Origin of the sequence: Bradyrhizobium sp. B117 (assembly GCF_038969555.1) — a bacterium.
Classification (GTDB): domain Bacteria; phylum Pseudomonadota; class Alphaproteobacteria; order Rhizobiales; family Xanthobacteraceae; genus Bradyrhizobium.
In genome coordinates, this window is the sequence record NZ_CP152414.1 from 5,193,098 (window position 1) to 5,215,937 (window position 22,840).

18 protein-coding genes are annotated in these 22,840 nt (G+C 66.0%); 11 read left to right on the top strand and 7 right to left on the bottom strand.

Annotated elements, in window-relative coordinates; all coding sequences use genetic code 11:
- The first annotated feature begins 183 nt into the window (after positions 1 to 183).
- From glmS to AAFG16_RS25510, 3 genes are all read left to right on the top strand, one after another.
- The gene (glmS, locus tag AAFG16_RS25500; protein WP_342729749.1) at positions 184 to 2,010 is read left to right on the top strand and encodes a glutamine--fructose-6-phosphate transaminase (isomerizing); all 1,827 of its coding nucleotides are present in this window, start codon (positions 184 to 186) and stop codon (positions 2,008 to 2,010) included.
- 79 nt (positions 2,011 to 2,089) lie between these two features.
- Positions 2,090 to 2,857, top strand: coding sequence for a DUF502 domain-containing protein (locus tag AAFG16_RS25505; protein ID WP_283079149.1), 768 nt, complete (start codon positions 2,090 to 2,092; stop codon positions 2,855 to 2,857).
- 104 nt (positions 2,858 to 2,961) lie between these two features.
- Complete coding sequence (locus tag AAFG16_RS25510; RefSeq protein WP_342729751.1) at positions 2,962 to 3,819, top strand: DUF1932 domain-containing protein; 858 nt, start codon at positions 2,962 to 2,964, stop codon at positions 3,817 to 3,819.
- Between the two features lie 10 nt (positions 3,820 to 3,829).
- Here the strand turns inward: AAFG16_RS25510 and AAFG16_RS25515 are convergent, their stop codons facing one another.
- A complete protein-coding gene (locus AAFG16_RS25515) occupies positions 3,830 to 4,351 on the bottom strand; it encodes an AAA family ATPase (RefSeq protein ID WP_342729753.1) in 522 nt (173 codons plus the stop codon).
- Positions 4,352 to 4,497: 146 nt separating this feature from the next.
- On the opposite strand from AAFG16_RS25515, the gene panE reads away from it, so the two are divergent.
- Entirely contained in the window at positions 4,498 to 5,427 is a 930-nt protein-coding gene (gene panE, locus AAFG16_RS25520) for a 2-dehydropantoate 2-reductase (protein ID WP_342729755.1), read from the top strand.
- Here the strand turns inward: panE and recG are convergent.
- Positions 5,424 to 7,532, bottom strand: coding sequence for an ATP-dependent DNA helicase RecG (gene recG, locus AAFG16_RS25525; RefSeq protein ID WP_342729757.1), 2,109 nt, complete (start codon positions 7,530 to 7,532; stop codon positions 5,424 to 5,426). The genes panE and recG overlap by 4 nt on opposite strands.
- Positions 7,533 to 7,725: 193 nt before the next feature.
- Here recG and AAFG16_RS25530 point away from each other — a divergent pair, with 193 nt between their 5' ends.
- Both AAFG16_RS25530 and mfd read left to right on the top strand, forming a co-directional pair.
- A complete protein-coding gene (locus AAFG16_RS25530) occupies positions 7,726 to 8,016 on the top strand; it encodes a succinate dehydrogenase assembly factor 2 (protein ID WP_283079153.1) in 291 nt (96 codons plus the stop codon).
- The gene (mfd, locus tag AAFG16_RS25535; protein ID WP_342729759.1) at positions 8,013 to 11,531 is read left to right on the top strand and encodes a transcription-repair coupling factor; all 3,519 of its coding nucleotides are present in this window, start codon (positions 8,013 to 8,015) and stop codon (positions 11,529 to 11,531) included. The genes AAFG16_RS25530 and mfd overlap by 4 nt, the downstream gene beginning before the upstream one ends.
- Positions 11,532 to 11,649: 118 nt before the next feature.
- Here mfd and AAFG16_RS25540 read toward each other — a convergent pair whose 3' ends face one another.
- From AAFG16_RS25540 to AAFG16_RS25550, 3 genes are all read right to left on the bottom strand, one after another.
- The gene (locus AAFG16_RS25540) at positions 11,650 to 12,873 is read right to left on the bottom strand and encodes a GGDEF domain-containing protein (RefSeq protein WP_342729761.1); all 1,224 of its coding nucleotides are present in this window, start codon (positions 12,871 to 12,873) and stop codon (positions 11,650 to 11,652) included.
- Between the two features lie 85 nt (positions 12,874 to 12,958).
- Positions 12,959 to 14,461 carry a class I adenylate-forming enzyme family protein gene (locus AAFG16_RS25545; RefSeq protein ID WP_283079156.1) on the bottom strand — a complete coding sequence of 501 codons (1,503 nt, stop codon included), beginning with the start codon at positions 14,459 to 14,461 and terminating at the stop codon, positions 12,959 to 12,961.
- A 23-nt stretch (positions 14,462 to 14,484) separates the two neighbouring features.
- The gene (locus AAFG16_RS25550; protein ID WP_342729763.1) at positions 14,485 to 16,311 is read right to left on the bottom strand and encodes an extracellular solute-binding protein; all 1,827 of its coding nucleotides are present in this window, start codon (positions 16,309 to 16,311) and stop codon (positions 14,485 to 14,487) included.
- A 273-nt stretch (positions 16,312 to 16,584) separates the two neighbouring features.
- On the opposite strand from AAFG16_RS25550, the gene AAFG16_RS25555 reads away from it, so the two are divergent.
- Positions 16,585 to 17,406 carry an invasion associated locus B family protein gene (locus AAFG16_RS25555; protein ID WP_283079158.1) on the top strand — a complete coding sequence of 274 codons (822 nt, stop codon included), beginning with the start codon at positions 16,585 to 16,587 and terminating at the stop codon, positions 17,404 to 17,406.
- 75 nt (positions 17,407 to 17,481) lie between these two features.
- Here AAFG16_RS25555 and hspQ read toward each other — a convergent pair whose 3' ends face one another.
- Positions 17,482 to 17,814 (bottom strand): heat shock protein HspQ, encoded by a 333-nt coding sequence (gene hspQ, locus AAFG16_RS25560; protein WP_027559220.1) that lies wholly within the window; start codon positions 17,812 to 17,814, stop codon positions 17,482 to 17,484.
- A gap of 106 nt (positions 17,815 to 17,920) precedes the next feature.
- On the opposite strand from hspQ, the gene AAFG16_RS25565 reads away from it, so the two are divergent.
- Positions 17,921 to 18,874: an AEC family transporter gene (locus AAFG16_RS25565; protein ID WP_342729766.1), complete on the top strand. Its 954-nt coding sequence runs from the start codon at positions 17,921 to 17,923 to the stop codon at positions 18,872 to 18,874.
- Between the two features lie 21 nt (positions 18,875 to 18,895).
- On the opposite strand, the gene AAFG16_RS25570 is transcribed toward AAFG16_RS25565, so the two are convergent.
- Positions 18,896 to 20,080 (bottom strand): UbiH/UbiF family hydroxylase, encoded by a 1,185-nt coding sequence (locus AAFG16_RS25570; protein ID WP_342729768.1) that lies wholly within the window; start codon positions 20,078 to 20,080, stop codon positions 18,896 to 18,898.
- 87 nt (positions 20,081 to 20,167) lie between these two features.
- On the opposite strand from AAFG16_RS25570, the gene pcsA reads away from it, so the two are divergent.
- The 3 genes from pcsA to AAFG16_RS25585 all read left to right on the top strand — a co-directional run bounded on the left by pcsA (position 20,168) and on the right by AAFG16_RS25585 (position 22,716).
- Positions 20,168 to 20,935, top strand: coding sequence for a phosphatidylcholine synthase (gene pcsA, locus AAFG16_RS25575; RefSeq protein WP_283079161.1), 768 nt, complete (start codon positions 20,168 to 20,170; stop codon positions 20,933 to 20,935).
- Positions 20,932 to 21,666 carry a TerC family protein gene (locus AAFG16_RS25580; RefSeq protein ID WP_342729771.1) on the top strand — a complete coding sequence of 245 codons (735 nt, stop codon included), beginning with the start codon at positions 20,932 to 20,934 and terminating at the stop codon, positions 21,664 to 21,666. The genes pcsA and AAFG16_RS25580 overlap by 4 nt, the downstream gene beginning before the upstream one ends.
- A 75-nt stretch (positions 21,667 to 21,741) precedes the next feature.
- A complete protein-coding gene (locus AAFG16_RS25585) occupies positions 21,742 to 22,716 on the top strand; it encodes a quinone oxidoreductase (protein ID WP_342729773.1) in 975 nt (324 codons plus the stop codon).
- Positions 22,717 to 22,840 lie beyond the last annotated feature (124 nt).

Here is a 22,840-nt window from a genome sequence, read left to right on the forward strand (position 1 = left end):
TTGACAAGGAGTTAACGCGCGCGGTTAAAGGCCGGCCACATCGACGCAGGCGGACGACGCGCCGTCATCCGCTGCTGTCGCAATCCGTCATAATTATTGAGTATCTGGTTCCTTAGGAACTTCGCTAGAAAACGGGCGCGTCGTTTAGGCGATTTTTCGACGATTTGGGGGAGAGTGATCCGCATGTGCGGGATTGTCGGCATTCTCGGGCGCGAGCCGGTTGCAGAGCAATTGGTGGATTCGCTCAAACGTCTCGAATATCGCGGTTATGACTCCGCGGGCGTCGCCACGCTCGAAGGCAAGCATCTCGAGCGCCGCCGCGCCGAGGGTAAGCTGAAGAACCTGGAGAAGCGGCTCGAAGCCGAGCCGCTGAAGGGCACGACCGGCATCGGCCACACCCGCTGGGCCACCCACGGCAAGCCGACCGTCAACAATGCCCATCCGCACGCGACCGATCGCGTCGCCGTGGTCCACAACGGCATCATCGAGAATTTCCGCGAGCTGCGCGAGGAGCTCGAGGCCAAGGGCACGGTGTTCCACACCGAGACCGACACCGAGATCGTGCTGCACCTCGTCGACGACCTCTTGACCCGCGGCAACAAGCCCGTGGAGGCGGTGAAGCTGACGCTGGCGCGTCTGCGCGGCGCCTTCGCGCTCGGCTTCATCTTCGCCGGTGACGACGATCTCTTGATCGGCGCGCGCAACGGCCCGCCGCTCGCGATCGGTTATGGCGATGGCGAGATGTATCTCGGCTCCGACGCCATCGCGCTCGGCCCGTTCACCGACACGATCAGCTATCTCGAGGACGGTGACTGGGTCGTGCTGACCCGCAAGAGCGCCACCATCTTCGACAAGGACGGAAACGCCGTCCAGCGCGAGAAGATCAAGCACGCCGCCTCGACCTCGCTGGTCGACAAGGCCAATTACCGCCACTTCATGGCGAAGGAGATCCACGAGCAGCCGGAAGTGGTCGGCCACACCCTCGCGCGCTATGTCGACATGGCGACCGAGCGCGTCGCGCTGCCGGTCAAGCTGCCGTTCGACTTCAAGACCATCCAGCGCATCAACATCACCGCGTGCGGCACCGCGAGCTATGCCGGCTTCGTCGCGAAATACTGGTTCGAGCGTTTTGCGCGCGTGCCGGTCGAGGTCGATGTCGCCTCCGAATTCCGCTACCGCGAGGCGCCGCTGCGCAAGGGCGATCTCGCCATCTTCATCTCGCAATCCGGCGAGACCGCCGACACGCTGGCGGCGCTGCGCTATGCCAAGGCCGAGGGCGTGCACACCGTGGCCGTCGTCAACGTGCCGACCTCGACCATCGCGCGCGAGAGCGAGACCGTGCTGCAGACGCTGGCCGGGCCCGAGATCGGCGTCGCCTCGACCAAGGCCTTCACCTGCCAGCTCATGGTGCTGGCAAACCTTGCGATCGCGGCCGGCAAGGCTCGCGGTGAGCTGTCCGAGGAGGACGAGATCAAGCTCGTCCATGGTTTGGTCGAGATCCCGCGCCTGATGGCGGACGCGCTCACCAACGAGCTGCAGATCGAGAAGCTCGCGCACAGGATCGCCAAGTCGCGCGACGTGCTCTATCTCGGCCGCGGCACCAGCTTCCCGCTCGCGCTCGAAGGCGCGCTGAAGCTGAAGGAGATCTCCTACATCCACGCCGAGGGCTATGCCGCCGGTGAGCTCAAGCACGGGCCGATCGCGCTGATCGACGAGACCATGCCGGTCGTCGTCATCGCGCCCTATGACCGCGTGTTCGAGAAGACCGTGTCCAACATGCAGGAGGTCGCCGCCCGGGGCGGCAACATCATCCTGATGACGGACGCCAAGGGTGCGGCGGAGGCGACTGTGGACTCGCTCGTCACCATCGTCATGCCGGATATGGCCGCGGCGTTCACGCCGATGGTCTATTCCATTCCCGTGCAGCTGCTCGCCTACCATACGGCGGTGGTGATGGGGACCGACGTCGACCAGCCGCGCAACCTCGCGAAATCGGTGACGGTGGAATAGGCTGAAGGGATCAGGCCGCACTCTTCCAAAACCTGCTAGAAGCCCCTAGCTTGTGTGCTGCGACCGACCTGGAACCCGAATGACCACCCGCGACGACGCGCCTGCGCCACTTGATCCCCTGCCGGAACCGCATACCGGCCTGATGGGCCGCTTCCGCAACTATTTCCTGACCGGCCTCGTGGTGACGGGGCCGATCGCCATCACGCTCTATCTGGTCTGGTGGTTCGTCACCTGGGTCGACGGCGTGGTGCGGCCGTTTGTCCCGCTGGCCTATCGCCCCGAAACCTATCTGCCGTATGGCGTGCCGGGCTGGGGACTGATTGTCGCATTCTTCACGCTGACGCTGGTCGGCTTCCTCGCGGCCAACCTGATCGGCCGGACGCTGGTCGATGTCGGCGAGACCTTCCTCGGCCGCATCCCGGCGGTGCGCGCCATCTATCGCGGCCTGAAGCAGGTGTTCGAGACGCTGTTCTCGGGCAAGGGATCGAGCTTCCGGAAAGTGGGCCTGGTCGAGTTTCCCTCGCCGGGCATGTGGTCGATCGTGCTGATCTCGCAGTCGCCGAACGAGGACATTTCGCGCAGCCTGCCGGGACAGGAGGAGCATGTCTCGGTGTTTCTGCCGTGCTCGCCGAACCCGACCACCGGGTTCTTCTTCTATGTGCCGAAGAGCAAGATCATCGAGGTCGATCTCAGTGCCGAGGACGCCGCGACGCTGATCATGTCGGCCGGCGTGGTGCAGCCGGGCTCGGCGCCCGATCCGAAGAAGGCCGCCGCGCTCGCGGGCATGGCGAATGCGGCGCGCATCGCCAACGCTTCGCTCCAGCCAGAGCCTGCGAAGGCGGAGTAGGGCCATTCCCGCGCGGGATGGCCGCGTTCACGCAGGCATTCGCATCCTCTGTTATGCTCCGATCGAACTGAGCGCCTCGCTCGGAATTCGATCTGGAGTGCACGATGTCAAAGACCATTGCGATCCTCGCGCCCGGTGCCATGGGCAGCGCCGTGGCCCGCCGTCTCAGCGAGAACGGCGCGCGCGTGCTGACGTCGTTGAAGGGGCGCAGCGAAGCGACGCTGAAACGGGCGGCCGAGGCCGGCATGATCGGCGCCGAGGACGATGCGATTGCGGACGCCGACATCATCCTCTCGATCGTGCCGCCGGGCGAGGCGGTTGCACTCGCCGAGCGCTTGGCCGCGCTGATCGTCCGGCGCGCGAAGAAGCCGGTCGTGGTCGACTGCAACGCCGTCAATGTCGATACCGTGCAACGGATCGAGGAGATCATCGGCTCGGCGCAGGCGCCGTTCGTGGACGGCGGCATCATCGGCTTTCCGCCGCAGCCGGGCGGCAAGAGCCCGGCCTTCTACATGTCCGGCGAGCATGCCAAGGACGTCGCGGTGCTGAAGGACCTCGGCCTCGACGTGCGGATCGTCGAGGGGCCGGTCGGCGCGGCCTCGGCGCTGAAAATGTCCTATGCCGGCATCGTCAAGGGCCTCGCCGGCATCGGCTCGGCCATGGTGGTTGCAGCAACGAAGGCGGGCGCTGCGGATGCGCTGCGCGACGAGCTCGCGCTGAGCCAGCCCGCGATCCTGGCCCGGCTCGAAGTGGCGCTTCCGGACATGATCCCGAAAGCCTATCGCTGGGTCGCGGAGATGCGGGAGATTTCCGGCTTTCTCGGAGCCGATCATCCCGCGAGTCAGATCTACGAGGGCTTTGCGCGCTGGTTCGAGCATCTCGCCGCAGACGCGAATGGGGAGGCGGTCGATGCGGAATTGCTGAAGGCGTTCGCCGCGCGTGTTGCCCAGAAGAAGTCCTGACCGGCCGGCTTCACTCGCCGTGCACTGAGACGGACTCCAGAAAGCCCTGGATGTCCCTGTCGCGCCTCAGCCGCACGACCGGGACCTCAGGGCCGTATTGCATGCGTTCGGCCTCGATGACCGGCACGCGCTCGACGTCGTAGCGCCACGCTTCCTTCATCAGTTTCCAGTCGAACTGTTCCGGGCACCCTTCCGGCAAGTCGGGCCGTGTTGTGTCGCGATGGAAAGCGGAGCGCCAGAGAATGCGCCACTGGCAGACCCAGCGCGGGCGGTCGATGACGACAAGAACATCTGCGCGAGCGATCGTGAGATCGAACGCCAGCCCCGAGAAGCTTCCGTCGATCACCCACGCTTCGCCCGCGATAGCATCCGCGACTCGCATGCGAAAGCTGGCCTTGTCGGAGGGTTTCCAGCCCGGCTGCCAGTACAGCACGTCGAGATGCACCACCGGCAGCTCAAGCTTTCGCCCGAGATTGCGGGCGAGCCGCGTCTTTCCGCTTCCCTGGGAGCCAACCACGATGATCCGGCGCATCGCTGCAAGGTTCCATAAAGTCAGCCGCGGCGAAAGGGGCGCCTGCTGAACCGGCTGTACTCACACCGTCCTCAATGACGATGAGGAGACGTCGCAGGGGCCATCTGTTATTGTTTCTACGCAATCCCTCGGCAATGGGAGTTCGAATGAAGGTGCTTGTCATCGGCGCGGGCGCGCTTGGCGGCTATTACGGAGCTTGCCTGGTCCGAGCGGGTAGCGACGTGACCTTTCTGGTGCGCGAGAAGCGGGCCGAGCAATTGCAGCGGAATGGATTGCAGGTCGTGAGCCCACACGGCGACTTCGCCGTGCAGCCGAAGCTTCTTGTGGCTGGCGATCTCAAGGACCCGTTCGACGTCGTCCTCGTCGGCGTGAAAGCCTACTCGCTCGACGATGCGATGAGCCAGTTTGCGCCCGCCGTCGGCCCCAACACGATGATTTTGCCGATCCTCAACGGGTTGAAACATATCGATGCCCTGAGCGCCAGGTTCGGCGGTGCTTGCGTTCTCGGCGGGCTCGCGAACGTCAGTGCCGGACTCGATGCGGATGGTCGTGTCGTCCAGTTCATGGCCAATCAGACGATTGTCTTCGGTGAGATCGAGGGGACGCTGAGCGAGCGTGCGTCCGCGCTGGAGGCACTGCTTCAGGTTCCCGGTATCGACGTGCGCGCCAGCGAAGCGATCATGCAGGACATGTGGGAGAAATTCGTCCAGCTCAGCACGCTCGCCGGCATCACCTGCCTGATGCGCGCGAGTATCGGAGACATCCTGGCCGTGCCCAACGGCGAGCAGTCCATTTTCCGCCTGTTCGCGGAATGCTGTGCCGTCGCGAACGCCTCCGGCTTTGAGCCGCGCGCGCCGTTCATCGAGTTCGACCGGAAGCTGTTCACCACCCTGGACTCACCGCTCAAGGCCTCGATGCTCCGCGATATCGAGCGCGGCTCGATCACCGAGGCGGAGCACATCCTCGGCGATATGGCCAATCGCGCCCGTGCGCTCGGCATCGACACCCCGCTGCTCGACCTCGCCAGAGCGCATGTGGCGGCCTACGAGATCGGGCGACGGCGAGCAGGGGGTTAACCAGCCCCGATCAGCGGGATCGCCTCGTCCCGCTCGTAGAGATACAGCAGGCAGCGCAGCGCCTCGCCGCGCTCGCCCTTCAGCTTCGGATCCTCTTTGAGGATGCGGAGCGCCTCGTCTCTCGCCTGGGTGATGAGCTGGCCGTGCACCTCCGAGCGCGCGATGCGATAGCCGGGCAGGCCGCTCTGGCGCACGCCGAGGACATCGCCTTCGCCGCGCAGCTTCAGATCCTCCTCGGCGATGCGAAAGCCGTCCGTGGTCTCGCGGATCACTTTCAGGCGCGCCTTCGACATCTCGCCGAGCGGTTCGCCGTAGAGCAGGATACAAGTCGAGGCTTCCGAGCCGCGTCCGATGCGCCCGCGCAACTGGTGGAGCTGGGCGAGGCCAAAGCGCTCGGCATTCTCGATCACCATGATGGTTGCGGCGGGGACGTCGACGCCGACCTCGACCACGGTGGTCGCGACCAGAAGGCCGATCTCGTGGGCGGCGAACTGACCCATGACGCCGTCCTTCTCGGTCCCTTTCATCTGGCCGTGGACGAGGCCGACGCGGTCGCCGAAACGTTTTTGCAGGCTCTCGAAGCGCTTGGTCGCATTCGTCAGGTGCTCGGTGCCCTCGGCCTCGGATTCCTCGACCAGGGGACAGATCCAGTAGACCAGCTTGCCGGATTCGAGCGCGCGGCCGACCCCCTCCATGACCTCGCTGATCCGGCTCATCGGCACCGCGCGGGTGTCGATCGGCTGGCGGCCGGCGGGCTTTTCGCGCAGCTCGGAGATGTCCATGTCGCCGAAATAGGTCAGCACCAGCGTGCGCGGGATCGGGGTGGCGCTCAGCACCAGCACGTCGACGGCTTCGCCCTTGGACGTCAGCGCCAGCCGCTCGCGCACGCCGAAACGATGCTGCTCGTCGACGATGGCGAGGGCTAGATCGCGGAAGATCACGTCGTCCTGGATCAGCGCATGGGTGCCGACGAGCAGGTCGATCTCGCCGGCGGCGAGCTGGGCGATGATCTCACGTCGCTCCTTGCCCTTTTCCCGGCCGGTGAGGATGGCGACCCGCATCCCCGCGCGCTCGGCGAGCGGCGCGATAGTCTTGATGTGCTGACGCGCCAGGATTTCGGTCGGGGCCATCAAAGCGGCTTGCTTGCCGACCTCGGCCACGGCCGCGGCCGCCAGCAGCGCCACCACGGTCTTGCCAGAGCCGACATCGCCCTGGAGCAGGCGCAGCATGCGCACCGGCTGCTTGAGGTCCTCGGCGATGGCTGCTGCGGCGCTGCGCTGGGACGGCGTCAGCGCGTAAGGAAGGGCGTCGATGATCTTGTTGCGCAGATGGCCGTCGCCGGCATTGCGCACGCCGGCGGGCCGTCGCAGTTGCGCGCGGATCAGCGCAAGCGCGAGCTGGCCGGCGAGCAGCTCGTCGAAGGCGAGGCGGGACCAGAAGCGCTGATCCGGCAAGATGTGCGTCAGCTCGACCGGCTGGTGCACGCGATTGAGCGCTTCCGTAACCGACGGAAAATTGCAGCGGCGCATCACCTCCGGGCTGATCCATTCGGGCAGGGCCGGCAGCTTCTGCAGCGCCTGCGCGATCGCGCGGCGCAGCGAGCCGAGCGCGAGGCCCTCCGTCAGCGGATAGACCGGATCTATCCCTGAGAGCTTCGAGATCGCCTCCTCGTCGAGCACGCGGTCGGGATGCACGATCTGCGGGATGCCGTCATACATCTGCAACGTGCCGGAGACGAAGCGCTTCTCGCCAACCGGCAGCAGTTTTTCGACATAGCCGGGCTTGGCGCGGAAGAAGGTCAGCACGACGTCGCCGGTGTCGTCGCTGGCATAGACCAGATACGGCGCGCGCGAGTTGCGCGGCGGGGGCGGGCGGTGGCGATCGACGGTGACCTCCAGCGTCACCATGGTTCCCTGGGCCGCGTCGCGGATTTTCGGTCGGGCGCGACGGTCGATGACCTGGCTCGGCAGATGCAGCAGCAGATCGACCAGCCGCGGCGTCTCGCTCCGGCTGAGCAGATACTGCAGCAGCTTGTCCTGCTTCGGACCGACGCCGGGCAGGCTGGTCACGGGAGCAAACAGCGGATTGAGCAGGCTGGGGCGCATTCTCGCAACATTCGTCATGCGCGGGCCTGACCCGCGCATCCATCTTTTCAAGGACGATGGATTGCCGGGTCAAGCCCGGCAATGACGGTCCCCAAACAATTGCAATAACAAAGGGCTGACACAGGCGGTCCCAATGGCTATATCACCCCGGCCCGGCACGTCCGGGCTTTTGGCGTTTGACTGGATTTGAGACATGACGGGAACGACACGATCGAGCAACGGTCTGGACGACCGCCGCAAGCGGCTTCTGTTCCGCTGCTGGCACCGCGGCACGCGCGAGATGGACCTGATCCTCGGCCGCTTCGCGGACGCCGAGATCGGCAACCTGTCGGACGCCGAGCTGACCGAGCTCGAAACCCTGCTCGAGGTCAATGATCCCGATCTCTATGCCGCCATCACGGGTGACAAGGTGCTGCCAGCCGATGTCACCGGCGCGATCTTCGCGCGCATCAAGGCGTTCCCGATCGCGGACGGCAACGTATGAAACAGGGCATGAAATCTCCGGCCGAGCTGCTCACGCCCGGCCGCGCGGTGACGCTTGCCAATGTCGCCGAGGGTGCCGAAGGCCTGGTCGTCTCCGACCTGGCGCGGGCCATCGCGGCGCGGCCGAAGAAGCCGGCCGTCAGCCTTGCCGTGGTCTGCCGCGACGGCGGACGCATGCAGCAGCTCGAACGCGCGCTGAGATTCTTCGCGCCCGATCTGCCGGTGCTGACCTTTCCGGCCTGGGACTGCCAGCCCTATGATCGCGTCTCGCCGCATGGCGGCATCCTGGCGCAACGCCTGACCACGCTGGCGCGGCTCGCTTCGCTCACCGGCAGCGACAAGCCGCTGATCGTGCTGACCACGGTGAACGCGGTGGTCCAGCGCGTGCCCGCGCGCGAGCTCGTCGCGGCCCAGGCGCTGTCGGTCGCGCCCGGCAACGTCGTGCCGATGGACACCATCGTCGCCTGGCTCGAGCACAACGGCTACAACCGCTCCTCGACCGTGCGCGAGCCCGGCGAATATGCGGTGCGCGGCGGCATCCTCGATCTGTTTCCGGCCGGCCTCGAACAGCCGGTGCGGTTCGACTTCTTCGGCGACAGCCTGGAGTCGATCCGCTCATTCGATGCCGAGACCCAGCGCACGCTGCTCGACATGCGCTCGCTCGACCTCGTGCCGATCTCGGAATTCCAGCTCGTCACCGACACCATCCGCCGCTTTCGCATGGGCTATGTCGCCGAGTTCGGCGCGCCCGAGCGCGACGATGCGCTGTACGAGGCGGTCAGCGAAGGCCGCCGCCATCCCGGCATGGAGCACTGGCTGCCGCTGTTCCAGGACCGCATGGACACGCTGTTCGACTACCTGCAAGGGGCCGCCGTTGCGATCGAGCCGCAGGCCGAGGACGCGGTGCGCGAGCGCTTCAAGCAGATCCTCGACTATTACGAGGCCCGCCGCGAGGCGATGGAGCATCCCGGCGGCGGCGCGATCTACAAGCCGATGCCGCCCGACCGGCTCTATCTGACCGAGGAGGAGTGGGGCAAACGCCTCGGCGATATCCCGCTGGCGCGGCTGACGCCGTTCTCCGTGCCGACCGACGGCACTTCGGTCGTCGACGCCGGCGCGCGCAAGGGCCGCGATTTCGCGCCGGAGCGCAACGACACCACGGTCAACGTGTTCGAATCCGTGGTCAGTCACGTCATGGCGCTGCAAGCGCAACGCAAGAAGGTCGTGATCGCGCTGTGGACCGAAGGCTCGCGTGATCGCATGACGTCGATGCTGCGCGACCACAAGCTCGCCCACACCACCAGCGTCAATAGCTGGCGCACCGTGCAGGCGACCCCGCGCAACGAGACCATGCTCGCCGTGCTCGGCCTGGAAAGCGGTTTCGAGACCGACGAGATCGCGCTCATCAGCGAGCAGGACATTTTGGGCGACCGCCTGGTGCGGCCGCGCAAGGCGAGCCGCAAGCTCGACAGTTTCATCTCTGAGGTGACGAGCCTCACCGCCGGCGACATCGTCGTCCACGTCGACCACGGCATTGGCCGCTTCATCGGCCTGCAGACCCTCGACGTCGCCGGAGCGCCGCATGACTGCCTCGAGCTGCACTATGCCGCCGAGACGAAACTGTTCCTGCCGGTCGAGAACATCGAGCTGTTGTCGCGCTACGGCTCGGACCAGACCACGGTCGAGCTCGACCGCCTCGGCGGCTCCGGCTGGCAGAGCCGCAAGGCCAAGCTGAAGAACCGCATCCGTGAGATCGCGGGCGAGCTGATCAAGATCGCGGCCGAACGCATGCTGCACGAGGCGCCGAAGCTGCCGGTGCAGCAGGGCGTCTACGACGAGTTCTGCGCCCGCTTCCCCTATGACGAGACCGAGGACCAGCTGGGCGCGATCGAGTCCACGCTGAAGGATCTCGAAAAGGGCCGGCCGATGGACCGGCTGATCTGCGGCGACGTCGGCTTCGGCAAGACCGAGGTGGCGCTGCGTGCCGCTTTCGCGGTCGCGCTCGATGGCAAGCAGGTCGCGGTCGTGGTGCCGACCACGCTGCTGGCGCGCCAGCACTACCGGACGTTCAGCGAGCGCTTCAAGGGCTTCCCGGTCAACGTCGCGCAGGCTTCGCGCCTGGTCGCGACCAAACAGCTCAACGAGGTCAAGAAGGGCATTGCCGATGGCTCGGTCGACATCGTGGTGGGCACCCACGCGCTGCTCGGCAAGGCCATCAAGTTCCGCGATCTCGGCCTGCTCATCGTCGACGAGGAGCAGCATTTTGGTGTCAGCCACAAGGAGCGGCTGAAGGCGTTGCGCGCTGAGGTGCATGTGTTGACGCTGTCGGCGACGCCGATCCCGCGCACGCTGCAACTGGCGCTCACAGGCGTCCGCGAGCTCTCGATCATCGCCTCGCCCCCGGTCGACCGCCTCGCGGTCCGCACCTTCGTCGCCCCGCACGATCCCCTGATGATCCGCGAAGCCTTGCTGCGCGAGCGCTATCGCGGCGGCCAGGCGTTCTACGTCGTGCCGCGCATCGACGACCTCGCCGAGGTCAAGGACTTCCTGGACAAGAACGTGCCGGAGATGAAGGTCGCGGTCGCGCACGGCCAGATGCCGCCCGCCGTGATCGAGGACATCATGACCGCGTTCTACGACGGCAAGTTCGACATCCTCTTGTCGACCACGATCGTCGAGTCCGGCCTCGACATCCCCAATGCCAACACGCTGATCGTGCACCGCGCCGACATGTTCGGTCTTGCCCAGCTCTACCAGCTCCGCGGCCGTGTCGGCCGCTCCAAGCTGCGCGCTTACGCGCTGTTCACGCTGCCGGCGCAGCAGAAGATCACGGCGCAGGCCGAGCGCCGGCTCACCGTGCTGCAATCGCTGGAGACGCTGGGTGCAGGCTTCCAGCTTGCCTCGCACGACCTCGACATCCGCGGCGCCGGCAATCTGCTCGGCGAGGAGCAGTCCGGCCACATCAAGGAGGTCGGCTTCGAGCTCTATCAGTCGATGCTGGAGGAGGCGATCGTCAATCTCAAGGCCGGCGTCGCCGAGCCCGCCGCCGACCGCTGGTCGCCGCAGATCACCATCGGCATGCCCGTGCTCATCCCGGAGGACTACGTCGGCGATCTCTCGGTACGGCTGTCGCTGTACCGGCGCCTTGCCGATCTCGACACCGAGGAGGAGATCGAGAATTTCGGCGCCGAGTTGCGCGACCGCTTCGGGGTGCTGCCGGACGAGGTGCGCTACCTGTTCAAGGTCGCCGCGATCAAGGCGTTCTGCCGCCGGGCCAATGTCGAGAAGATCGACGCAGGTCCCAAGGGTGCCGTCATCGTCTTCCGTGACAATTCCTTCGCCTATCCCGACCGCCTCGTCACCTTCATCCGCAGCTACGGCCAGGCCGCCAAGGTGCGGCCCGACATGAAGGTGGTGTTCCTGCAGGACTGGGAGACGCCGGAAGAGCGCCTCGTCGGCACCACGGAGATCATGCGGCAATTGGCGCAGCTGGCGGAGGCTAAGAAGGCGGCGTAGCAACAGGCGCCGTAGTGCCGTAGCGTGGGCAAAGCGTGCCCACCACCTCTATCCACCTTGAAAAATGGTGGGCACGGCGCTGCGCGCCTTTGCCCACCCTACGGCATCGCAATCGGAGCTACGACGCCGCCCTTGACGCGTCGGCCGACAGCCGGGCCAGCAGCGACCTTGCGGTATCCGACGACGACAGCGAGTCCACGCTGACCACGGGATCGCTGCGCATCTCGTGCTTGCCGTTGGACGTATGCCGCATCACCGCCGATAGACGGCGCGCGATCATATGCGCGGTGCGGAAGTCAGTCTCCGCGAACACCACGATCACCGATCCATCCTTCTGTGCCACGCCGAAATCCATCTGCCGCATCAGGCGGCTGAGGATGCGCGCGGCGTCGAGCTGGGCGCGGGAATTGCCGGGGTCGAAGGCGAAGCGGGCGACGGAGAGGCCGCCGCCGCGGGCCAGCGCCTGCTCGACCGCCTTGGCAAAATCGCGCGCGAAAGCTTCGACCGTAAGCAGGCCGCTGCGCGGATCGAGCCAGCCGCCGGCATCGATCGAGCGGAGCGTGCGGCTCGCTTGCGCTTCCATCGCGTGCTGGCGGATCAGGGGCAGCGCGTTGGCGGCGATCTTGGCCGGCTCGCCCGGGATCAATTCGAGATTGGGCAGGTCGTAGCTCTGCGTCAGCTGGTGCGCGGTGACGACGACAGGCAGGCTGCGGAATCGGGTATCCTCGGCGAGCACGGTCAGGAAGGCATCGGTGACGCGCGCGGTAAAACCTTCGGCCAGCACGACGCCGTCGAGGTCGCGGGTGTTGAGATGCTTGGCCGCAGCCTCGATCGAGAGCGCGCCGACGACGCCGACGCGTTCGCCGAGCGCAACGGAGAGCGCCGGGTAAGCCGCGCCGCGGCCGATCAGCAGCACCGTGGCATCGCGTGCGGGATCGCCGTCCGGCAGCGACACCTTGGCTTCCGGCAGCCGGCGCAGCACGGTGGCATGAAGTGTGCGCACGCGCAGCGCGGCGCGCAGCCGCGCGACCAGGCGATTGGAATTGCCGCCGCGCGCGAAGAAGGGCAGGGCGTTGTGCGGCAGCATGCCCGCGGGATCAAGGGCCACGAAAGGCAGGTAGGGCAATTGCTCGGCGATCTTCCTGGCGAGCGGTGCCAGATACGGCTCGTGTCCGGCATGCATCGCAGCGAGGACCGCGGCCGGCTGCACCTGCTCGACCGCGCGCGCCGCGCTGGCCCAGTCGGTATCGATCACGGGAAACAGCCGGGCCTCGTCCAGCGCCGCAATGTACGGCGGCCGCTCGGCATTGGACACAAACAGGATCGGGCCCGCCTGGGACATTCGGAAACTCTGATCACGCAACAGATGCTGCGCAATCTAGTCCGGCCGCCTTAATGCAGCGTCAATGGTTCGGTCGAAACTGTGCTCAAGTCGGTCCGGAGCGGTCGCGAAAAGCCTCGACCATCAAGGGGTTAAGCCCGAGCTGGCTGAGCGCCTCGCGGGCCCTCGCATTGTCCTGGGCCCGTCCTGCCAGCCGGTGGCCGGAAAGGCGGTCGGGCAGCGCGGTGAGCAGGGCGCCCTGGCCGAGCCGGCGCGCCCATTCCTGGAGGTCATTGGAGAGGAAGCGGTAGCCGCCGACGGCCATGATGCCGGAGGGCGGGGCCGTGATGCAGATCGCGCCGCTGGGACGGTCGAGCCGTGCGGCATAGCCGGTGTCGACATAATCGCGCGGCGGCTGCGCCGTCAGCGTCTCGCCGACCGGCTGCGGCGGGGCATAGGCCGCGATCGGCACCATCGCCCCGCGCAGGCCGAGCGTGCCCTTCGGCGTCAGCAGGATCTCGCCGGCGATGGAGGAGCCGGACTGCTCGCGCGGGGCGCCGTGCGGTCCGGGCATGACCGGCACCGGCATGCCATCCTCGCCGCGCCGGGCGCCGAACAGCCCGGCCTCGCCGAACAGATAGACGTCGGTCAGCGGCGCGTGCGGAGCGATCCAGGCGTCGCTCGTCGCCACCTGCTCGGGTGCGCGCCACAGGCCGATGACGTTGCGTAAAGTGGGCATCCGCGCCGCGAGATCGGAATCGCCGAGCCGCAGCGCGAGCTGCGCCGGCGCGATCAGCACCTCGCATTCATGCTCGTTGATCTGCTGCTCCAGCACGTCGTTCTCGAACGGATGATGCAGCGCCAGCGTGCCGCCTGAGAGCAGCCACACCGCGAGCGAGGAGGCGAGGCCCGCAAACGACATCGGCGCGAACGCCGCCATCACGGTCGCACCCTGCTTGACGTCCGCCTCCAGCGACATCGCAAGGCCGCCGGCGATCAGGCTGAAATGCGGCCGCGGCACCGGGCGGAAACCTTCCGCGGTGACGTCGAACGAGATCATCGCCGCCTTGCGGCCGTCCTGGATCACGGCGCGCGTCATGCCGGGCGGGCGGGCCAGCACGTCGTCGAGCGAGGCCATGCCTTCGGGCAGGTCGGTGCCAAAGCCGCAGACGTGACGGATCGAGAAGGCTTCGGCCGCAGCATGCATCGCGAAGTCGGCATAGCTGACGCCGTCGACCTTGCTCATGGTGACGATGGCGCGCGCCGCGGTGCGGTTGAGCGCGGCGGTCAGTTCCGCATGCCGCCACAGCAGCGGCAGCACGGCGACGACGAGCCCGGCGCGATGTGCGGCGAGCACAGTGAGTACGAACTCGACCGTATTCGGGAGCTGGATCGCGATGACGGAATTGGCCGGCAGGCCCGATTCGACGAAATGCGCCGACAGTGCCTCGATGGCGGTATCGGCCTCGGTATAGGTCATCCGCCGCGGCTGGTGGCCGGTGACGCGGGCCTTGTTGAGGGGATCGAGCAGAGCGAGCGTGTGCGGCTGCCGCATCAGCGTGCGCTGAAACAGCGTGTCGAGCGTCGGCGATACGGCTGGCTGGTTCACGGCGTCACTTTGCTTGACTGGCTCTAAGGCGGCCCCTTCGACCACCAGGTCTCCGGCAGATAGCCGGACAGCGCGGTGGCCTTGGGCCGTTCTATCCGATTCCAGCGCGCGATCCATTGCTCGGATACGTTAAACAGGGGGATTGTGTAGAAGCCCGCGATCAGGGCGCGGTCGAGCGCCCGCACCGCCGCGACGAATTCCGTATGATCCCGGGCCTCCAGCAGCGCGGCGATCATGGCGTCGACGGCGGGATCCCTCGCGCCCATGTAGTTGCGCGTCCCCGGATTGTCGGCCGCGGCGCTGCCCCAATAGAAATACTGCTCGTTGCCGGGCGAGAGCGACTGGTCCCAGCGGTTCTGGATCATGTCGAACTCGTAGCCGAGCCGACGCTGGTCGAACTGCACGGGATCGACCGTGCGCACGCTTGCCGCGATGCCGGCGCGCTTGAGGTCGCGCTGGAACGCGAGTGCGATGCGCTCCTGGTCGCGGGTCGTCACCAGCATCTCGAAGGTGAAGGGCGCTTTCGTCGCGCGGTTGCGCAGCACGGTGCCGTCGAGATCCCAGCCGGCCTCCGACAACAGCTTCAGCGCAGCGCGCAATGTCGTGCGGTCGCGCCCGGAACCGTCGGTTACTGGCAGGCGGTAGCTGCCGTCCATGACGTCGGGCGGGATCCGCGCGGCGAAGGGTTTGAGCAACTCGCGCTCGCGCGCATCCGCAGGCCGGCCATAGGCGGAGAGGTCGGAGCCGGCGAAGTAGCCGGCGACGCGCGAATAGAGGTTGAAGAAATAGTTGCGATTGACCAGCTCGAAATCGAACAAAAGTGTCAGCGCCTGGCGCACCCGGATGTCGGCGAAGATCGACCTCCTCGTATTGAACACCAGGAATTCCGAGGGCTGCGGCACGCCCGGCTTGATGGTGTCGCGGATCACCTCGCCGCTTCTGGCGGCGGGAAAATCGTAGCCGTCGTGCCAGCGCAGCGGCTCGTGCTCGATGCGGAAATCGTAGAGGCCGCGCTTGAAGGCTTCGAACTGGCCATTGGCCTCGCGAAAATAGTCGAGCCGGATCTCGTCGAAATTGAAGAGCCCGCGATTGATCGGAAGATCGCGGCCCCAATAATCGGGATTGCGCGTCAGCGTGACGCTGGCGCCGGGCTTCACCGCCGTGACGCGATAGGGGCCTGAGGCGATCGGTCCCGATAGCGTCGTCTCCTCGAAGGTCGCGACGTCGACGGCATGCTTCGGCAGGATCGGCATCAGGCCGAGGATCAACGGCAGCTCGCGGTCATTGGCACCGGTGAGGTCGAAGCGAACGGTGAGGGGATCGGATGCCTCGGCCTTGGCGACCTTGGCGTAATACTGCCGAAGGTTGGGACGGCCATGGTCGCGCAGGAGCTGCCAGGAGAACAACACGTCCTCGGCAGCTACCTGCTTGCCGTCAGAGAAACGGGCGCGGGGATCGAGACGGAACGTGACGTAGCTGCGCTCGTCGTCGGTCTCGACGGTCTTGGCGAGCAGGCCGTACAGTGTGAACGGCTCGTCCTGGCCGCGCGCCATTAGGCTCTCGACCACGTAGGCGCGGATCGGCTGCACGGCCAATCCCTTCACGATGAAAGGATTGAGGCTGTCGAAGGTGCCGAGAATGCCCCAGGTCAGCCGGCCGCCCTTGGGCGCATCGGGATTGACGTAGGGCATGTGGGTGAAATCGGCCGGCATTGCCGGCTTGCCGTGCATGGCGATCGCATGGGCTTCCTCGGCGCGCCCGCCGGTTGCCGACAGGCTGACGATGAGCGCGAGGGCGAGGCTGCAAAGGCGGACGCCGGGGCCCTCGAACAGGCGGTGGAACATGAACATTCGGGCACGTTGATTCGAGGACCGGTAGCCTTGAATCCTATCACAGGGATTTTCCCCCGGCGCAGGCCAAAGGCGGGGTTCTCAGTGCAGTCAAAGACGCTTGTCGGCATTGATCTTTTCGTCGGCCACGTTAAGAAGGCACGCAATCGCGCAAGAGCGTCGAGCCCGTCACTTATCCGCCTCAATTGACGGGGAGAGAGCCGCGCCCAAGGCGGCTAGGTTCGGCGCTTCGGAGCGGTTCGGGCGCTTCCCGTTCAGAAAGGGTTTTCCGCAATGAATTTCCGTTACTTGGCCGCGTGCATCCGGCCGCGCGGGCGGCTTCTCGCCCTGTTGACGGCGACGGCGTTGGTCGTTCCGTTTGCCGCCGAGGCCCAGACCCCGGCGCCGGCCCCCGGTGCACCCGCCGCGCCCAAGGCGGCTCCGAAGGCCGCTCCGAAGGCTGCTCCCAAGGCGCCGGCACCGGCGGCCCAGGCACCCGCGCAGCAGGCTCCCGCCCAGGGCGCTCCGGCGCAGCAGGGCGCGGCCCAGCCGGCGGACCAGCAGATCCAGCTGATCTACGCCCCCTGGACCAAGTTCTGCCTGAAGGGCCAGGACGCCAACGCCAAGCAGGTCTGCTTCACCGGCAAGGACGGCCGGATCGAGTCGGGCCAGCCGGTTATCGCGGCCGTGATCATCGAGCCGGAAGGCGAGCCCAAGAAGATCCTGCGCGTGACGCTGCCGCTCGGCATGCAGCTCGTGCACGGCACCCGCATCATCGTCGACAGCAACGCGCCGCTGCAGAGCCCGTATGTGATCTGCTTCCAGAACGGCTGCATGTCCGATTACGAGGCGACGCCCGAGCTCATCAACAGCATGAAGAAGGGCCAGAATCTCGTTGTCCAGGCGATCAATGCCAACGGCGCGCCGCTGACGCTGCCGCTGCCGCTCGCCGGCGAATTCCAGAAGGCTTATGACGGTCCGCCGACCGATCCGAAGGTGTTCGAGGAAAACCAGAAGAAGCTCCAGGAAGAGCTTCAGAAGAAGGCCGACGAGCAGCGCAAGAAGCTCGAGCAAGGCGGTGGCGTCCCCGGCGCCGCGGCGGCCGGCCAGAAATAATCGGGAGCAAATCCCTGATATGAAAAAGGCGCTCACACGAGCGCCTTTTTTATTGGCCGGTTGCGGCGGCGAAACTCAGTTTAGGGACGGATTGCGCGGGCGGTAGCCGCCATCCTTGCTCTTGATGAAGATCTCGGCGACCTGGGAATGCCGGATCGGCTCACCGGAATCATCCGGCAACAGGTTCTGCTCCGAGACGTAGGCGACGTACTCGGACTCCGCGTTCTCCGCGAGCAGGTGATAGAACGGCTGATCCTTGTGGGGCCGCACCTCCTCGGGGATCGACAGCCACCACTCCTCGGTGTTGTTGAATTCCGGATCGATGTCGAAGATCACGCCCCGGAACGAGAAGATCCGGTGGCGCACGACCTGTCCGATCTGGAATTTGGCGGTCCTCGCTTTAATCATCCCCCGTCGATAGACCAGGATTGTGGCCGATGCTAGTGCCCTGATCCGGAATTAACCTTCGGTTCAGGGGCGGATAGACCCCAAGTCCTCAGAAAACACTTCATCAATGGTCGATATCCTCAATCTGGCGCTACCTTATTTTGGCTTGATCTTCGTTGGATTTGCTTGCGGCAAGGTCAAATCCCTGCCGGAATCAGGCCTCGCCTGGATGAACTTCTTCCTGCTCTACGTGTCGTTGCCGGCGCTGCTGTTCGCGATCATGTCGAAGACGCCATTCGCGGAGCTGAACAACCCGCCGTTCCTGGTCGCGACGACGCTGTCGACGGTTGCGGCGTTCACGCTGGCACTTGTCGTCGGCAAGGTCTTGGGTCGGCTCACGCTGCGCGAGGCGACGCTCGCGGGGCTCTCGGGCGGCTACGGCAATATCGGCTACATGGGCCCGGGGCTTGCGCTGGCGGTGCTCGGGACCAAGGCGGCGGCGCCGACCGCGCTGATCTTCTGCTGCGACAGCATCTTCCTGTTCACGATCGTGCCGCTGTTGATCGAGCTCTCCGACCGCGACCATCCCTCGATCGTGCATGCCTTCGGCGTCGTGCTGAAGCAGATCGTGCTCAACCCGCTGATCATGTCGGCCTGTTTTGGCGCGGCCGTTGCGGCTCTCCATATCGAGCTGCCGGTCGCGCTCGACCGCACCATCATCTTCCTCCAGAACGCAGCCGCGCCGACCGCGCTGTTCGTGCTCGGCGTGACGGTGGCGCTGCGCCCATTCGACCGCGTGCCCTGGGAGGTGCCCGGCGTGATCGCGGTCAAACTCCTGATCCATCCGCTCGCAGCGTTCGGCCTGATGCTGGCATTCGGTCCGTTCGCGCAGCCCTGGGCTGCGACCGCCGTGCTCATGGCCTCGCTGCCGCCAGCGCTGAACGTGTTCGTCATTGCCCGCCAGAACGATGCCTGGATCGAATCCGCCTCCGTCGCGGTGCTGCTCGGCACTTTCGCCTCTGTGGTTACGCTGACCAGCGTGATGTGGTTGCTCCAGACCGGACGGCTGGCGTTTCCTTAAGCCGTGGCTACCGCCGCCAATCTACCTGCGCCACGTCGGCGTCAGGCCCTCGCGCATCGCAAAGCGGCGGAGCGGGCCGATGGCACTTAACAGGTGCATGCCGACGGCGCGCACCGGCTGCAGCGGCAGGAAGTCGTTGAGCAAGGAGCGGTTGGCGATGTCGATCGCAAATGTCCGGCTCAAGATGTCCGGGCGCCGGGCCCTGTCGTAGCGCTTGAGCACCTCGTCCGCGCCGGGGTCCTCGCCCGATGCGATCGCCTCGCCGGCGAGCCTTGCAATGTCGGCGGCATCGCGCAGGCCAAGGTTGAGGCCCTGGGCGCCGATCGGGGGAACCACGTGAGCGGCTTCGCCGACCAGCGCGATGCGGTCGCGGCCAAAGGATCTTGGACGCTCGATTGCCAGCGGGAACAGGTTGCGGCCGGGCTCGACCGTCATGCGGCCCAGAATGGAATGCGACTGCTTCTCGATCGCGGCGGACAATTCGTCATCGCTGAGGCCACGAAGCCGCTCGGCGTCCGCCGGCGCCGAGACCCAGACGATGCTGGAGCGGTTGCCGGGCAGGGGCACGAACACGCAAGGCCCGTGCGGTGTGTGGAACTCGGTCGAGACGTTGCGGTGCGGGCGGGCATGGCCGACGTTGAAGGTCAGCGCGGTCTGGTTCAGCTCGCGCCGGGTCACCTCGATGCCGGCTGCTCCGCGGCACAGCGAATGCCGGCCATCCGCGCCGACCACGAGGCGGGCCGAAAGGAATTGCGCGGAGGCGGTACGGATCGCGACAGCATCGGCTTCGATGACGATGCTCTCCGCCTCGTCGTCAAACCGGACGAGATTGGGCAATTCGCCCGCGCGCGCTTCCAGCGCCAGCATCAGCGAGCGGTTGTCGATGTTGTAGCCGAAGGCGTCCAGCCCGATCTCATGGCAGGAGAACCGGACCTCCGGTGCGCGGAACAGCCGGCCGGTGTCGTCGACGAGACGCATCACTTCGAGTCCGGCCGCCTTGTCCTTGCAGCGCGGCCAGACATCGAGCGTCTCCAGAAGCTCAATGGAGGCACCTAACAGGGCGGTGGTGCGGTTGTCGGCATAGGGCACGTGCCGCGCCACCAGCGCGGTCCGCGCGCCCGCCTGCGCCAATGCGATTGCCGCCGCGAGCCCGGCCGGTCCGCCGCCGATCACGGCTGCGTCAAACAGTGTCGATGCGTCTGTCATGGACTGACAATTGACACGCCCCGCGGTAAATTCAAGCCCACCTATTTTTCCCTGATTTTATGACGAATTGCGCGGCCGAACGCCGCAATGGCTTATGTGCAAATCGGTCCCATTCTGATAGCAGAAGCCATGGATACCCAGCAGGACTCCCTGAAGCCGAGACCGGCGATGCGCGCCGCGGCCTTCTCGGTGCACATCTTCACCGCCTTCGGCGCGGCCATCGCGCTGCTGGCGATGCTCGAGGCCGTGCGCGAGCACTGGGCGGCGATGTTTCAGTGGCTGGGCGTCGCCCTCGTCATCGACGCGATCGACGGTCCGATCGCGCGCCGGCTCGACGTCAAGAACGTGCAGCCGAACTGGTCGGGCGACGTGCTCGATCTCGTGGTCGATTTCGTCACCTACGTCTTCGTGCCGGCCTATGCGATCGTCGCCAGCGGGCTGCTGCTGCCGGTCGCGGCGCCCTTGCTCGGCGTCGCCATCATCGTCACCAGCGCATTATATTTCGCCGATCTGCGCATGAAGGCCGACGACAATCATTTCCGCGGCTTTCCGGCGCTGTGGAATGCGGCGGCGTTCTATCTGTTCCTGCTGCACTGGTCGCCGCTGTGGTCGACGCTGCTGGTCGCGGCTCTGGTGGTGCTGACCTTCGTGCCGTTCCACGTGCTGCATCCGGTGCGTGTCGTGCGGCTGCGCTGGTTGACGATGTCGCTGATTGCGATCTGGGCCGTGCTCGGCCTCTACGTGCTGGACATGGACTTTCGCGTCGGCACCGGCGTGACGGTCGCGATGTGCGCCATCGCGCTCTGGATCAGCTTCAGCGACGCCATGATCCGCCTGGTCCGATCCTTCGCATGATGCACCTCATCACCAGCCCCGAAGCCTGGGCCGCGCTGCTGACCTTGACTGCGCTCGAGATCGTGCTCGGCATCGACAACGTCATCTTCCTGTCGGTGATCGTCTCGCGCATCCCCGAGCCGCAGGCGCTCCGCGCCCGCCAGATCGGCCTCGCGCTGGCGCTGGTCTTCCGCATCATCCTGCTCAGCGTACTGGTCTGGCTGATCGGCCTGACCGCGCCGGTGTTCTCGCTCGCCGGTTACGACTTCTCCTGGCGCGACCTCATCCTGATCGGCGGCGGCCTGTTCCTGATTGCGAAAGCGACGCACGAGATCCACGCCGAGGTCGAAGCCGATGACGGCGAGGGCGATCAAAAGTCCGTAGGCAGCGCTTTCTTCTGGGTGATCGTCCAGATCATCGTCATCGACATCGTGTTCTCGCTGGACTCGATCATCACCGCGATCGGCATGGCGCAGGACATCGAGATCATGATCGCCGCCGTCGTGATCGCCTGCCTGATCATGTACATTTCGTCGGGGCCGGTGTCGCGATTCGTCGCGGAGCATCCGACCACCAAGATGCTGGCGCTGGCCTTCCTGGTGCTGATCGGCGTCGCGCTGGTCGCGGACGGATTCCATTTCCACATTCCACGCGGCTACATCTATTTCGCAATAGCGTTCTCGGCGGCAGTCGAATTCTTCAACGTGCTGGCGAAGAGCAACCGCAGGAAGGCCGGCAAGCCGTCCGCCTAGCCGCTTGGGCTAGCGTCGAGTTGACAAGGCGGGCGCGATGTCTTTCGCTGGCCTTGGAGAAGAGGAGGTCAGGTGATGACCAAAGCCGTCCGTGTGCACAAGGTCGGAGGCCCCGAAGCTCTGGTCTATGAGAGCATCGACGTGCCGGCGCCGGGACCCGGCGAGGTGCGCATCCGCCAGCATGCGGTCGGGCTCAACTTCATCGACGTCTATTACCGCACCGGCCTCTACAAGGCGCCGGGGCTGCCCTTCATCGCCGGCAACGAGGCCTCGGGCGAGGTCGTTGCGGTCGGGCCGGGCGTGACGCATTTCCATCCCGGCGACCGCGTTGCCTATTACTACAATCTCGGCGCCTACACCGGCGAGCGCAACATTCCCTGGGAGAAGCTGGTCAAGCTGCCCGACCACATCACCCACGAGCAGGGCGCCGTGCTGATGCTGAAGGGGCTGACGGTCTGGTACCTCCTGCACAAGACTTTTCGAGTCGAGCCGCATCATCGCGTGCTGATCCATGCCGCCGCCGGCGGCATCGGCCTCTTGGCCTGCCAATGGGCGAGAGCGTTAGGGGCCCACGTCATCGGCACCGTCGGCTCGCGCGAGAAGGCCGAGCTTGCGGAGGCCAATGGCTGCGATCACGTCATCCTCTACAACGAGGAAGACTTCGTCGCGCGCGTGAAGCAGATCAGCCGCAACGAGGGCTGCGACGTCGTCTATGACGGCGTCGGCAAGGCGACCTTTCCGGGCTCGCTGTCCTGCCTGAAACCGCGCGGCATGTTCGTCTCATTCGGCAATGCATCGGGTCCGGTGCCGCCATTCTCTATCGCCGAGCTCAACAATCACGGCTCGCTGTTTGCGACCAGGCCGAAGCTCAACGACTACGTCGGCACGCGCAAGGAATTGCTGGAAGGCGCCGACACGCTGTTCGCCGCCGTCATCAACGGCAAGCTGCACGTGCCGATCAACCACGCCTACGCACTCAAGGACGCTGCGAAGGCGCATATCGATCTCGAAAGCCGCAAGACCACGGGCGCGTCGATCTTGAAGCCGTAGCAAGCTACCTCCGAGCGCCGCTTGATTGTCGTGCTGAAACGATGCTACTTTCATCGGCAGAGGTGTCCGCAGTGAAGTCTGCCAACGCACGGGTTTTGAATCGAATGCCCCGGCCCGACCGCAA